The organism is Ochrobactrum sp. A-1, assembly GCF_022488005.1.
Taxonomy (GTDB): Bacteria; Pseudomonadota; Alphaproteobacteria; order Rhizobiales; family Rhizobiaceae; genus Brucella.
Window position 1 is genome coordinate 1431304 of sequence record NZ_JAKVQC010000007.1, and the last position, 12906, is coordinate 1444209.

The following is a 12906-nucleotide window of genomic DNA, read 5'->3' on the forward strand; positions in this document are numbered from 1 at the left end:
GCCTGCCGTAGCAACACGTAAACAAGCGTGATACGAATTTTGACTGGCAATCAGTCCAGGATGTGGTCGCACAGACGGAATAATCGAGCCATAGAGTTCAGAACCCATGAAATACCATATCAAGCGCAGCCACAATCTCGTCATGCGATGCAGAGAGGTTTGTAACTGAGGTCTTCAAGACCGATACTGGTATTGCGGCCATGAACTGCGTGACTAAGACGTACTCCTCTCCTTCAATATCAAAGGTGGGATTAAGCCGTTTGGCGGGGATGGGTGCCAGCGCTTTGATAATGAGGGGGATGACAATACGTGTTTTAAGCTCATCCAGTAGATCGGCTTGCACGTCTAGCACATAGCCGCCACCCGGATTGGAATAAACGTCATATCTTGCCATTAGAACTGACGATAATGGTCGAGAGGTAAGCCATTTGCTTCGATGTACGCATTTGAGCTTTGCATCGCTGCACGGTTATCTTTTTTCCAAAGTGCTGATTTGGCAGCAGCCAACGCCTGTGCAATACCAATCTCGGCTGCGCGCGAAATATTAATATTATGGCGGCGTGCTTCCGAAAGAAGCTCACTATCAATTGAAAGATTGGCTGCGCGTTTGAGTGTGCGGACAGGTTGCGATTGTGGCATAAGAAACGCTCCTTCTTGCCAGAAATATATGCGCATAACTATGCGCAAACAACTGTAATATTGTAACACTTCAATCATCGCCATTTAAACCAGCAAACGATGGCTTTCCAAGCGTCCGAAGCCTGATGAGCAATATCCCGGCGTGTACGTCAAGATCCGCAGCATTATGGGGTAGCGATAGATCAAGCGCGGCAGCGTCAAATTACGATTCGCCCCAGTCAATCAGCGCGATCCGATCGTCCGTCATTAAGATGTTCCGTTAGCGAGGGGCGCTGCGAACAACGCAGATCTGGCGGCCGAGAAGCCGCGTCTACACGGCTTGGCATCGCACTTCACTCTCTGGGGCGCCGCGCTAAGATTAAGTTTCGTCCCTTTTTCGGCGTTTAGAAGGTCGGTTTATGACCGCCAGCCAGGACGTAGGGGCCAACTTCGGGTCAGGCGGTGCAGTTCGTGTAATGTAGTAGCCACCCGCCGCCAGTTCTTCTCCGTTTGTGGTGAATTACCTTTCAGATACTTTATCACGACCTGACTATCTTCGAACATCGCCCATCCTTCTTTGGGAAAGGAAGCGGTACCGCCATGCATTCTGATCCAGATACCGGAGAAGCCCTATCTCTCCGGCCAAATCAACGTCGCAACGCATGTCCAGATGTGCCGCTGCGAGGCGTCCGCCGTCAGTATGCTCCTCAAATCGTTTGGAAGGCCGCCGGTGAGCCGTTCTAGACCGTCGACATCCAAGCCCTTCGGCGGTCGAAAGCTTCTTATCGCATTTGCGTAGCTTTCAGGAGTTCGAGTTAATTGAAGTCGCGCCAGACATTATCATATCTGTCTCTTGCGGATTGCTATGACCAGACGGAAGACGGCAAAGGCAGCGGAAGCGAGATATAAAAATCCGCCGATGAACATGATGCCGTATATGCCGGCGAACAATTCGCGGTCTTCTCTGAACCTGTCGGGCGTCCCGGTTACAGGATAGACAAAAGCCGCGATGATTTCGCCTATCCCATATCCGACGAAGAGGCAGACCGGCACCAGCAGCAGAAGGCTGATGAGAAAAAAGAAGATCGGTTTCAGCATTGTCCCTTACATCCCAACATCAACCAGCTTGTCGAGCGAAAAACGTTCGGAACTTGCGTCGCAGCGGTGCCAATCCATCTGCGCGTTCGGTTCATCGCGGTGCCCGTAGCACCAGTCCCTTTCATTCAGCGCTACGCCATAAATCCTCATTGATGCGCAGGCGACGACGATCTGGACATCATGGCTTATGCTGTGCAGGCAGATGTCACCAGTCTGGTTGAAGAGCTGTTTGAGCTCATCGTCAGTCTCGGTGGCTTGTGCAAACAGCCTGTCGGCAGCCATGGCGGGACATGCCATCTGCGATCCGATAAAGAACAGGGAAAGTCCGAGCAGCTGCCGGTTCATCGTATTGTCCTTTCATCATGGCGATCAGAAGGCAGGGGTTGCAATCAGTCGTCGATGCCTCGACCGGTCTGCTTGAAGCATTGGGCCAGCCGCGCAGCCACCGCGTTATAGGTTTTTACCTCATTGGCAGGATAGATCAGACGAAAGACACGAACTATGTCGATGCCGTCCGCCGCATTTCGTTCTAGCAGGAGCTTGGTGAAGAAAACATTGCCTTTCCAGTGAGCGGAGACGACGGCCCAGTCCATTGTAGCGCGGCGATAGGTGACGGTGGCGCCAGCGTCGGCAAGGCCGCCAATGAGTGTATCCATGTCCTGCTCGAGGACATTGTAGCTGCCCCAGACCGCCAGTTTTGCGCCCGACTTGCCGGTGAACTTGCGGCCGTCGCCATTATCGGCCTCGGGCTGAGCAGTCAGAAGATCTGCCGGATAGCAGATGGAGTAACCGAAGCGCAAATTTTCATAGACATCCCATTGATGGACCGATGCCACAGCTGGCATGCACAGGAATGAAATGGTTAAGGCTCCGGCAAAGGGTCGTTTCAAAATACTCATCCTTCTCTCCATTCGATAATCGCCTTCGGGAGCTGAAGTTCCGTTCAAATGAAATGCACCATGAGCGCGGCGCTAAGCCCGACAAGGACGCCACCGCTAACCTTCGGAATCCAGTCAGCGAAACCGGAGGAGGCAATGCGTGGCGCAGCGAAGGAGGCGATTGCCACAGATGCAAGATCGCCGAGCGAGAAAGCTCCGTTCACGATGATACCAAGCAGCAGGAACTGAAGCCAACCGGGCATCGCTCTTTGCGGATCGACGAATTGGGGCAGGAACGTCAGAAAAAACAACGCAGTCTTCGGGTTGAGAATCTCGACTACGATGCTGTCGCGTAGAACGCGTCTGTGCCGCGAGGAGATTTCGGTTGCTTCGTTTGCGACGGAGGCAAACATCATCCTTCCACCCAGCCACAACATGTAGAAAGCTCCCGCCAGCCGCAGGAATGAATAAAGTACGGGGGCATGGTGCAGGAGTGCCGCCAGCCCCGCAGACGCCGCCGCTATATGGACATAGCATCCGAGGTGAATACCGAGGGCTGCCATCAAGCCAGCTCTTTGCCCGTAAGCCAGGGTTTGCGCTGACATATATAAAATGGCCGGACCCGGCATGAAAGCGAACACCAGTGTGGCAAGGACGAATGGTATCCAGGTTTCCAGCAACATGCTGCCGATCTCCTATCTCCCGCCGAGAAAGAATGAACCAAACTTTATTCATCATGAGAAACGATTTATCATCATGCTATTCATGACGATCTGAGGTGAAACGGTGTTTGATATTGTACTGTTGCGGACCTTCGAGGCAGTCGCCAGCCTATCAAGTTTTACAAAGGCAGGGCAGCAACTCAACTTGACGCAATCCGCCGTAAGCGCCCATATCCGGCGGCTGGAGGAGCAGGCGGGAAACGTTCTTCTCGAACGCAATACCCGCACGGTGGCACTGACCCCACAAGGACAGGCGCTGCTTGGTTACGCAAAGGCGATCCTGCGCCTGAGCGAGGAAGCGCGGACACTAATGAAAGGCAGCGCCAACGCAGTCCATTTGCGGATTGGCACATCCGATGATTTGACGAGCACCTGGCTGCCATCTGTATTGAAGAGGTTTCAGGACTCTCGTTCGGGGCGAACGCTAGAGATTCAGATTTCCAATACAAACTCTTTGCTGGGAATAATGGATAAGGGCGAACTTGACCTGATCATCGGTTGTCGATGCCGTGGCGACCAGTCCGGTATTCATTTGTGGAACGAGCCCCTCCGATGGGCAATCGGAAAGACTTCGCTCGAAGCTGGAGCAACCGTCCCGCTCGCAGTTTTTCCTGAACCGTGTCCCTATCGGGATGCTGCTCTTGTCGCGCTGGCTGCAAAAAACTGTAAATGGCTGATAACAACCATCAGTCCCAGTCTCGGCAGTTTGACGGCATTGGTAGCAGCTGGGCTCGCGGTCACACCATTGAACTCGAGTTCCATACCCGCAAAACTGCAGACGGTTGACACCAATGAGCTGCTGCCTTCGTTGCCCGATGTTGAATTTGTTGCCCACGTCAGGCCCGGTCTGTCTGAAGAGAACAGTCTACTCACGCGCTCAGTCATTGACTGGATCACTATCAACAGGCCGAAATCGACTTCATAGCTGGCGCACAATTCCAATCTAAGCTGGGCTTTTGCGTCCAATTTCATCTACGTGAGCAGTCCGCGCAGGTTTCCGTCTCGACCTGAACGCGAGGAGGGGATGCCAGAAACATGAAGAGGTTCATTAACGCCGACGTTGATGGGCCACCGCTTACAGTCCGGCAATGAGCATTATTCCTGGGACGGGCCGCAAGCGATCATATCAATTGAGGGTGGGGCTTTCCGCAAGAAAGGAGGACCAAACGATGAACGTGGAAGAATTGGCCAGAAGAGTATTTCTAAGTCAGCCCTTCAGTCAGTATCTGGGCGCGGAGCTCGTTGCTGTCGGTGATGGCAATGCAAATATCTCTCTGATTATCCGCGAGCATCATACCCAGCAACATGGCTTTGTTCATGGAGGCGTGATCAGCTATCTGGCAGATAATGCGCTGACATTTGCAGGCGGGCTCGCTCTAGGCGGTGACGCGCTTACCTCTGAATTCAAGATCAACTTTGTTCGACCTGCCAAGGGCCGTATATTGCTTGCAAATGCCTGGACATTAAGCAAAGGGAAGCGGCAAGCTGTGTGTCAATGCAAGATTGTTTGCGATGCGATACTGGTGGCGGTCGCTCAGGGAACGATTGTTGCAGCTTAAGCGTCCTTCAGGGCTATTTTGCATGTAGGTTCATAAGTTAAGAAATCGCCCGCAACAATGCGAAACGTGGCTATTTGAAGATAGTTTATTATATCGAATGGGCTCGGTTCCATCTATGTAGGGCTCTTGTTTCAACAAGAGCCGGTGTAATGAGCATTGATAATTAAAAGGCGATCTAGACTGGCAATTTGGAAGTGGAGCTGCATGAACCCGTTGAATTGGCCGTACGGTTAATAGCTCCTAGTCAGCGTGCAGCAATAGCCAGTGGCCCTAGGCTCGTTATAGTCAGATCGATTGTTCGTCTGGACGGCATTCATTGATAATCCAAGATGATGTATTACTGTCCACATTACCGGCGGGCCGTGGGCTCAATTCCCATCAAGGCATAGCGGTCTGTGCTCCATCGACACGTGCGTTTCCTGACTGACAGTCAGGGGGAAAGACGTGGCAATCATGTTCGTGCGAGCGCAGATGATCAGCCGGGGAGCGGGACGCAACATCATCTCGGCTGCCGCGTATCGGCACCGCACCAGAATGATGGACGAACAAAGGGGAGTGTCTTTCAGCTTCAAGGATCGCGACGACGAACTGAGGCACGAGGAACTGGCTCTACCCGACGCGGTTCCAGCGTGGCTGCAGACTGCTATCGAGGGGAAAACAGTGGCTGCGGCAAGCGAGACACTTTGGAATGCGGTTGACGCATTTGAGACGCGTGTGAACGCGCAGTTTGCCCGTGAACTGATTATAGCACTGCCGGAGGAACTGACGCTTAAGGAAAACATTGCCCTGGTCCGTGAGTTCGTAAGAGACAACCTGACCTCAAGGGGCATGATCGCCGACTGGGTCTATCACGACAGGGATGGCAACCCGCATGTACATGTTCTGACAACGCTCAGGCCCCTGACAGCACAAGGCTTCGGCCTCAAGGTCATGCCTGTCCCCGGCGATGACGGAAAGCCACTGCGTGTGGCGGCAGGGGACCAGCCGAACGGCAGGATCGTCTACACAGTCTGGGCGGGTAACAGGGAGACGATGAAGGCGTGGAAGATCGCCTGGGCGCAAACAGCCAGCCGTTATCTGGCACTGGCTGGCCGTGACATCCGCCTTGACGGTCGTTCCCATGCCGAACAGGGACTTGAGGGGATTGCGCAGAGGCATCTGGGACCCGGGAAGTCGGCGATGATGCGCAAGGGCGTCGAAATGTATTTTGCACCCGCCGATCTGGCACGCCGGCAGAAAATGACCGCGCGGCTGCTTGCCGATCCGGGACCTCTCCTCAGGCAGCTTGGCAATGAGCGCTCCACCTTTGATGAGAAAGATATCGCAAGGGTCATCCACCGCTACGTCGATGATCCGGCAGACTTTGCCAACATCCGTGCACGACTGATGGCCTCTCCTGATCTGGTGCTCCTGAAACCGCAGCAGGCTGACCCGATGACTGGTCGTGTGACTGGCCCGATGAATGGCCTGGCGACTGGCGAGGCAATGGAACCGGCAATCTTCACCACTCGCCAGATCCTGCGCACCGAACATGACATGATGCGTTCAGCCGATATCCTGTCGGGGAGGAAGGGGTTCGGGATTTCGGACGCAGGACGCGCAGGCGCAGTGCGTTTCGTCGAAGGGGACAATCCGCTGAAGCCGTTCAGGCTGGATCTTGAGCAGATTGAAGCCATTCGGCATGTGACGGGCGACAACGGCATCGCTGCTGTCGTCGGTCTTGCCGGTACGGGCAAGTCGACATTGCTTGCAGCTGCACGCCTTGCCTGGGAGAGCGGGCATCACCGTGTCCTTGGTGCGGCACTTTCCGGCAAGGCTGCCGAGGGGCTGGAGGAGAGTTCCGGTATCAGATCGCGAACGCTTGCCGCGTGGGAGCATGCCTGGAATAACGGGCGTGACCAGCTGATGCGCGGTGACATCCTCGTCATTGACGAGGCAGGCATGGTCTCCTCGTTGCAAATGGCACGTGTGCTGGATGCTGCAGAGGAGGCTGGCGCAAAGGTTGTTCTGGTCGGCGATGCCATGCAGCTTCAGCCAATCGGGGCCGGTGCGGCTTTCCGGGCAATCGCGGAACGGATCGGTTCGGCCGAACTTGCCGGTGTGCGCCGGCAACAGGACCAATGGGCACGTGATGCCTCAAGGCTCCTCGCCCGCGGCGACACCGCGGCCGGACTGGAGATCTACGCCAGACGCGGGCATCTGGTCGAGGCGGAAACCCGGGATGCACTGATCGGGCGTCTGGTCAGGGACTGGACGGATGCGCGGCGGAAACTGATCACGCCATCATCGCCTGGACGGGGCGTGCGGCCAGGGATGGGGATCGCAGCACCAAACGGTGGTGGCCAGTTGCGGGGTGATGCATTGCTTGTGCTGGCGCACACCAACAGGGATGTCCACAGGCTGAATGAGGCCTTGCGCAAGGTGATGGGGGAAGAGGGAGCACTCGGTGCCGCGCGCAGCTTCCGGACGGAGCGGGGCATGCGGGAGTTTGCGGCTGGCGACCGGATCATCTTTCTCGAGAACGCCCGTTTCCTCGAGCCGCGTGCAAGAGGAAACAGTCCGCAATACGTCAGGAACGGCATGTTCGGCACGGTGGTCTCCACCGGCAACGCATTCCGCGCGCCGCTGCTTTCTGTCCGGCTCGACAGTGGCAGCGAGATTGTTCTCAGCGAGGACAGTTACCGCAACATCGATCACGGCTATGCGGTGACCATCCACAAGTCGCAGGGCGCGACTGTCGACCGGACCCTTGTGCTTGCCAGCGGCATGATGGACAGGCACCTGACCTATGTGTCCATGACCCGTCATCGTCACAGGGCTGATCTTTATGCTGCACGCGAGGACTTCAGGCCCGAACGCGAGGACAGATCCCGTATTGATTACGCGAAGGGGATCACGGGTGAACTGGTCGAAACCGGGGTGACAAAATTCCGGCCCGGGAATGAGGATACGAATGACACGCCCTGTGCTGATGTGAAGGTTGAGGGCGGGAAGGTCCATCGCCTCCGGGGTGTCGGTCTGCCGGCAGCCCTGTCGGCTGTGGGAGCTTCCAGAGGTGATATGGTCACGCTTCGCAAGGATGGCGTCGAGACCGTGAAGGTAAAAATTGCAGTCCCTGATGCACAGGCGAGCAAAAGGCGCTTTGAGGAACGCACGGTTGAACGCAATGTCTGGACGGCCAGGCTGCATGAAACCACAGATGTCCGCCGCAAAAGCATTGAAGGGGAAAGCCACACACCGGAATTGTTCCGGCAACTGGCCAAGCGCCTCGGGCGTTCGGGCGCCAAAACCACGACGCTGGATTTTGCTGGCGAGGCTGGCTACCAGGCACATGTGCGGGACTTTGCCCGCAGGCGTGGTATCGACACACTTGCCGAAGTTGTGGCCGAAACAGGGGCGAGGGCAAGACGCCAGCTGGCGTGGCTGGCACAAGGGCGCCAGCAGGTGGCAATGCTGTGGGAGCGGGCAGGTGCGGCGCTCGGTTTGGCAATCGATCGGGAACGCAAGGTTTCTTATCATGAGAGGCAATCCGGAAGATTCCCCGTGCAGAATCCGACAGCCCGGATGTCCGTGGATCGAAACACCCAGAATTCGCCCCGAGCCCGGCCGACCGGCCATATCGGGCAGGACCGGGAAGCCCGCTCCATACCGCCGCTGCTTGCCGCCGTGACAGGGTTCAAAACCCCGGTCGAGGTTGAGGCGCGCGCGAGGGCATCCGCGGCAGCCCACTACCGCCATAACCGAACAGCACTTGCCAAAACGGCCTCTCATCTCTGGCGGGAACCCGCCAGTGCTGTCGATACGATCGAGGCACTGATCCGGAAAGGCATTGCCGGCGGGCGGATTGCGGCAGCCATTGGCAATGATCCTGCGGCCTATGGTGCCCTGCGCGGCTCCAGTCGACTGAGGGACAGGTTTCTGGCCGGTGGCCGCGAGCGAAAGACAGCACTGGAAGCCGTGCCGGATGTGCAGGCAAGTGTCCGCTCGCTGGGGTCGGGCTGGGCGTCAGCCCTGAAGTATAGCGCGACAATCAGAATGAGACGCTTGCGACGATCTGGATGAGATTCTTAGGTCGCGGTGGGGATCAAATTATCATGCTGATTGCCGGTGACAAGTTCTTCTTCGTTTTCTGATTGCCGCTGCGCGACAGACAGCGTTGAGGTCCTGATTGTCGCAAACGAGGCCGGTCGGCCCCGCTGGCGTTTTTCCTCAAGCGCGGTTCTGCGGCGATAACTTTCGACATTCATCTCGAAGATCGTGGCATGGTGCACAAGCCGGTCGACTGCTGCGAGTGTCATGGCAGGATCTGGAAAGACCCGGTTCCACTCTCCGAACGGCTGGTTGGCAGTGATCAAGATCGACCGGTGCTCGTATCGTGCCGAGATCAGCTCGAATAGCACGCTTGTTTCCGCCTGGTCCTTGGTGACGTAGGCGAGGTCATCGAGGATGAGCAAGTCGTACTTATTGAGTTTATCGATGGCAGACTCAAGCTGCAGTTCCCTGCGGGCGACCTGAAGCTTCTGCACAAGATCGGTAGTCCGGGTGAACAGGACCCGCCATCCGTTCTCGATCAGCGCAAGGCCGATAGCCGCAGCAAGATGGCTCTTTCCTCCGCCGGGCGGACCGAACATGAGGATGTTGGCTCCCTTGGCGAGCCAACTGTCGCCGGCGGTAATTGCCATGACCTGCGCCTTCGAGATCATGGGTACCGCGTCAAAGGCGAAGCTATCCAAGGTCTTTCCGGGCGGCAGGTGCGCTTCGGCGAGATGCCGTTCAATCCTGCGATTGGCACGCTCTGCCAGCTCGTGCTCGGCAATAGCCGACAGGAAGCGAGCTGCTGGCCATCCTTCCCGGTCCGCCTGCTCGGCAAATTGCGGCCACAGCGTTTTGATGGTCGGTAGCCGAAGTTCGTTGAGCATGATGGCGAGCCGTGCTTCGTCGATCACGTGGGCGTTCTTCATGCGGCTTCTCCTGTCCCGATCAGGGCCTCATAACCGTTGAGCGATGCGAGCTGCACATGAACGGTAGGCAGCTTGGCTGGATCCGGGCCGAAGAGCGTTCGCATGGCGGCCAGATCCGGTAAATCGCCCGCATCCAGGGTCCTGGCCAATTCTTTGGCAAGTTCGCGCTCGCAACCACGGTCATGCGCCAATGCCAGAAGCTCAACGGTGATCTTGCAAGCCTGCTTGTCGGGAAGATGCTCGATGAGGGCTTCGAAGGCCTTGCGATATTCCGGACGCGGGAAGAGTTTGTCGCGATAAACGAGGCCGCGGAGCGCCATCGGCTTCTTGCGCAGGGAATGGATGACGTGGTGGTAGTTGACGACCTGATCGTGTCGCCCGTCGGGGTGGCCGCGTCCGCGGCGCAACGTCATCAGATGCGTACCGCCGACGAAGACATCCAGCCGATCGTCGAACAGGCGAACTCGTAGCCTGTGGCCGATCAGGCGGGATGGCACGGTGTAGAAGACCTTGCGCAAGGTGAAGCCGCCCGTCCGGGACACCGTGACGACAATCTCTTCGAAGTCCGTGGTCCTGCGCTCGGGCAGCGCCTGCAGATGGGATCGCTCAGCATCGATACGCTTGCCATGGGCAGCATTGCGACGGCTGACGATCTCGTCGACAAAGGCGCGGTAAGAACCGAGATCGTCGAACTCCTTGGTCCCCCGCATCAGCAGGGCATCATGAACGGCGTTCTTGAGATGGCCATGGGAGCTTTCTATCGAGCCGTTCTCATGCGCGACGCCTTTGTTGTTGCGCGTCGGCGTCATTCTATAATGGGAGCAAAGCTGGTCGTATCGGTGCGTGAGATCGACCTTGGCATCGGCGTCGAGGTTGCGGAATGCCGCCGAAAGGCTGTCGCTTCGATGATAAAGCGGCGTACCACCCACGGACCATAGAGCATTTTGAAGCCCTTCGGCCAGCGCGACAAAGCTTTCTCCGCCGAGAATGACATGGGCATGTTCGAAGCCCGACCAGACAAGCCGGAAGTGATAGAACAGGTGATCAAGCGGCTGGCCGGCGATGGTCACACCAAGACCGCTGGCATCGGTAAAGTCCGAAAGGCCCAACCGGCCTGGCTCGTGCGTCTGGCGGAAGATAACCTCCTGCGCTTCGCCATGGACAGCACGCCACGACCGAATGCGTCGTTCAAGCGTGCGGCGGATACCTTCAGACAGTTCTGGATGTCGGCGCAGCATCTCGTTGTAGACAGCGACGGCACGGATGCCGGGTGCGGCCTTCAAGAGCGGGACGACTTCAGTCTCGAATATTGGCTCCAAGGGATCAGGGCGGCGGCGTCCACGCGGCGCTTTGCTCTGAGATGGTAGTTGCACCTCCTTGTCGAGGCGGTATGCCGTAGCTCGGCTGATCGACGCTTTTGCTGCGGCGACCTCTACGGAATGCGTTTGTCGGTACTTCATGAAGAGTCTCATCTGATGATCGGTTACATGGCAACCCGGCACAAACTGGTTCTCCAATCCAGAAAACCGCAAATGTACCGGACCGACCGCGATCTTGAGACGCCAAATTCTGCGCCGCGCCGGGGTATGACTACGATCGGGCTACGCCCTCACTCCGTCACACCCCGGCGCGAGTCTCATCCTGATTGACGCTGAATCTCACCTAGATTGCCGCTATGCACCTGAAGGCTGCAACAACAGCAATCGCCGCAGAGCGTCAGCAGATGGCGACCGCCATTCCCGGATTGTCAGAAGAGGCTGGCCAGGAACTCCGTCGCATCACAGCCGCGATGCAAGAGAAGGGCGCACGGCCTGATGCCCTCGCCGGTTCGCTCGAACCGCATATTCGTCGGGAGTTTATCAGCGTCAGCCGCGCTCTTGATCTCAGATTCGGGCGCAACGCAATCATGCGCGGCGACAGTGACAACGTCAAACGTGTGCCTCCGGCACAACGTTCCGTCTTCGAGGCGCTGCAGGACAAGTTGAAGATTTTGCAGCAAACAGTTTCGACCGCCAGGGTCCAGGAAATTGCAGTGATACGTCAGAGCCAGAAACTCGACCGCGGTCAAGACTTCCGGCACTAACCTGTTTGCGAAGTCCAGAGCCGATCCATTTCGTGCCGTTTGCCCCGGACTGTTGCAACATATGAACTGTGTCGACGGGATCGGGTTCTGCATGAGGTAAAATTCGACCGTGTGACAAATCTCTTCACTTTGATCTATCTTGACATTCAACCTACTGGAAGGTAGGTACTGAGTATGAGCAATTTGTCCACCACTTCCGATGATATTCTCGCTTGCGCCAAAACCTTGATCATGTCGGGTGGGTATAATGGATTCAGCTACGCGGATATCGCCAGCGTCGTAGGCATTCGCAAGGCCAGTATCCATCATCACTTCCCGAGCAAGGTCGATCTGGTAAAGGCACTAATCGTGCGGCATCGTGAAGATACAGAAGCAGGTTTTGCCAATCTCGAGAGCAAAGTCGATGATCCGCTGGCGCAACTGCAGGCTTATACTCAATACTGGAGTGCGTGTATCACAGACGGGAGTGCGCCATTCTGTATAGGGGCGCTTCTGGCAAGCGAAATTCCTGTATTGCCACAGGAACTTGCTTCTGAGATTCAAAACTATTTCAGATCGTTATCGAGATGGTTGACATCAGTCCTCACACGCGGCGCAAGACAGGGCCGCATTCGCTTGATCGACTCCCCTGACATCGAGGCAGAAGCCTTTGCTGCTACCGTTCACGGAGGGATGTTGTCAGCGAGAGCCCACAGCGATCCGAAGATGTTTTCGCTTATAGTTGAACCAATGCTTCGCAGACTGGCTGCGGCACAGTGATTTCGATCAAAGCCTGATCATGCTCGGTAGTCAGGCTATCAATTGGCAGGGAGGTGAATGCGGCGACCCCATTATCCAGCTTGCAGCCATCATCGCATTGATATTTCGAAACATGCCGGGCGCAGGCAATGCCTGGAATGAATATCGAAATGTTGCGTGCCTGTTTCTGGAATGTCGCTGTCGCGACGATGTTTCTCGTCGGCCAGTTGTCGAAATGGTGAGGGAATT

Annotated in this window: 12 protein-coding genes and 2 pseudogenes; 5 read left to right on the plus strand and 9 right to left on the minus strand. The window is 56.5% G+C overall.

Annotation, left to right across the window (positions count from 1 at the left end; genetic code table 11):
* Positions 1-97: 97 nt before the first annotated feature.
* The 7 genes and pseudogenes from MKS82_RS25075 to MKS82_RS25105 all read right to left on the minus strand — a co-directional run bounded on the left by MKS82_RS25075 (position 98) and on the right by MKS82_RS25105 (position 3277).
* Positions 98-394, minus strand: coding sequence for a CcdB family protein (locus MKS82_RS25075; protein ID WP_109989659.1), 297 nt, complete (start codon positions 392-394; stop codon positions 98-100).
* Complete coding sequence (locus MKS82_RS25080) at positions 394-723, minus strand: type II toxin-antitoxin system CcdA family antitoxin (RefSeq protein ID WP_419191077.1); 330 nt, start codon at positions 721-723, stop codon at positions 394-396. Before MKS82_RS25080 ends, MKS82_RS25075 begins: the two co-directional genes overlap by 1 nt.
* A pseudogene (locus tag MKS82_RS25085) lies at positions 714-1404 on the minus strand (phosphotransferase). The gene MKS82_RS25080 and the pseudogene MKS82_RS25085 overlap by 10 nt, the downstream one beginning before the upstream one ends.
* A gap of 54 nt (positions 1405-1458) precedes the next feature.
* Positions 1459-1716: a hypothetical protein gene (locus MKS82_RS25090; protein WP_109989660.1), complete on the minus strand. Its 258-nt coding sequence runs from the start codon at positions 1714-1716 to the stop codon at positions 1459-1461.
* A gap of 6 nt (positions 1717-1722) precedes the next feature.
* A complete protein-coding gene (locus MKS82_RS25095; protein ID WP_109989661.1) occupies positions 1723-2061 on the minus strand; it encodes a hypothetical protein in 339 nt (112 codons plus the stop codon).
* A 44-nt stretch (positions 2062-2105) separates the two neighbouring features.
* On the minus strand, positions 2106-2615 hold the full coding sequence (locus MKS82_RS25100; protein WP_109989662.1) for a hypothetical protein: 510 nt from the start codon (positions 2613-2615) through the stop codon (positions 2106-2108).
* 44 nt (positions 2616-2659) lie between these two features.
* On the minus strand, positions 2660-3277 hold the full coding sequence (locus tag MKS82_RS25105) for a LysE family translocator (RefSeq protein WP_109989663.1): 618 nt from the start codon (positions 3275-3277) through the stop codon (positions 2660-2662).
* Between the two features lie 103 nt (positions 3278-3380).
* On the opposite strand from MKS82_RS25105, the gene MKS82_RS25110 reads away from it, so the two are divergent.
* The 3 genes and pseudogenes from MKS82_RS25110 to traA all read left to right on the plus strand — a co-directional run.
* Positions 3381-4241 (plus strand): LysR family transcriptional regulator, encoded by an 861-nt coding sequence (locus MKS82_RS25110; RefSeq protein WP_109989664.1) that lies wholly within the window; start codon positions 3381-3383, stop codon positions 4239-4241.
* 244 nt (positions 4242-4485) lie between these two features.
* Positions 4486-4875 (plus strand): PaaI family thioesterase, encoded by a 390-nt coding sequence (locus tag MKS82_RS25115; RefSeq protein ID WP_109989665.1) that lies wholly within the window; start codon positions 4486-4488, stop codon positions 4873-4875.
* A gap of 444 nt (positions 4876-5319) precedes the next feature.
* Positions 5320-8886, plus strand: a pseudogene (traA, locus tag MKS82_RS25120) (Ti-type conjugative transfer relaxase TraA); the annotation flags it as partial.
* A 56-nt stretch (positions 8887-8942) separates the two neighbouring features.
* Here traA and istB read toward each other — a convergent pair.
* Together istB and istA are read right to left on the minus strand one after the other, a co-directional pair.
* A complete protein-coding gene (gene istB / locus MKS82_RS25125; RefSeq protein ID WP_071634643.1) occupies positions 8943-9836 on the minus strand; it encodes an IS21-like element ISRel5 family helper ATPase IstB in 894 nt (297 codons plus the stop codon).
* Positions 9833-11338: an IS21 family transposase gene (gene istA, locus MKS82_RS25130; protein ID WP_105529096.1), complete on the minus strand. Its 1506-nt coding sequence runs from the start codon at positions 11336-11338 to the stop codon at positions 9833-9835. The genes istB and istA overlap by 4 nt, the downstream gene beginning before the upstream one ends.
* Positions 11339-11559: 221 nt before the next feature.
* On the opposite strand from istA, the gene MKS82_RS25135 reads away from it, so the two are divergent.
* Both MKS82_RS25135 and MKS82_RS25140 read left to right on the plus strand, forming a co-directional pair.
* Positions 11560-11919, plus strand: coding sequence for a hypothetical protein (locus tag MKS82_RS25135; protein WP_181394356.1), 360 nt, complete (start codon positions 11560-11562; stop codon positions 11917-11919).
* A gap of 174 nt (positions 11920-12093) precedes the next feature.
* Positions 12094-12678: a TetR/AcrR family transcriptional regulator gene (locus tag MKS82_RS25140; RefSeq protein WP_109989857.1), complete on the plus strand. Its 585-nt coding sequence runs from the start codon at positions 12094-12096 to the stop codon at positions 12676-12678.
* Positions 12679-12906: the final 228 nt, after the last annotated feature.

Coding starts and splice junctions, on each gene's coding strand:
- MKS82_RS25075 (WP_109989659.1), bottom strand. CDS start 394: ATGGCAAGATATGACGTTTATTCCAATCCGGGTGGCGGCTATGTGCTA.
- MKS82_RS25080 (WP_419191077.1), bottom strand. CDS start 723: ATGGCGATGATTGAAGTGTTACAATATTACAGTTGTTTGCGCATAGTT.
- MKS82_RS25090 (WP_109989660.1), bottom strand. CDS start 1,716: ATGCTGAAACCGATCTTCTTTTTTCTCATCAGCCTTCTGCTGCTGGTG.
- MKS82_RS25095 (WP_109989661.1), bottom strand. CDS start 2,061: ATGAACCGGCAGCTGCTCGGACTTTCCCTGTTCTTTATCGGATCGCAG.
- MKS82_RS25100 (WP_109989662.1), bottom strand. CDS start 2,615: ATGAGTATTTTGAAACGACCCTTTGCCGGAGCCTTAACCATTTCATTC.
- MKS82_RS25105 (WP_109989663.1), bottom strand. CDS start 3,277: ATGTTGCTGGAAACCTGGATACCATTCGTCCTTGCCACACTGGTGTTC.
- MKS82_RS25115 (WP_109989665.1), top strand. CDS start 4,486: ATGAACGTGGAAGAATTGGCCAGAAGAGTATTTCTAAGTCAGCCCTTC.
- istB (WP_071634643.1), bottom strand. CDS start 9,836: ATGAAGAACGCCCACGTGATCGACGAAGCACGGCTCGCCATCATGCTC.
- MKS82_RS25135 (WP_181394356.1), top strand. CDS start 11,560: ATGGCGACCGCCATTCCCGGATTGTCAGAAGAGGCTGGCCAGGAACTC.
- MKS82_RS25140 (WP_109989857.1), top strand. CDS start 12,094: ATGAGCAATTTGTCCACCACTTCCGATGATATTCTCGCTTGCGCCAAA.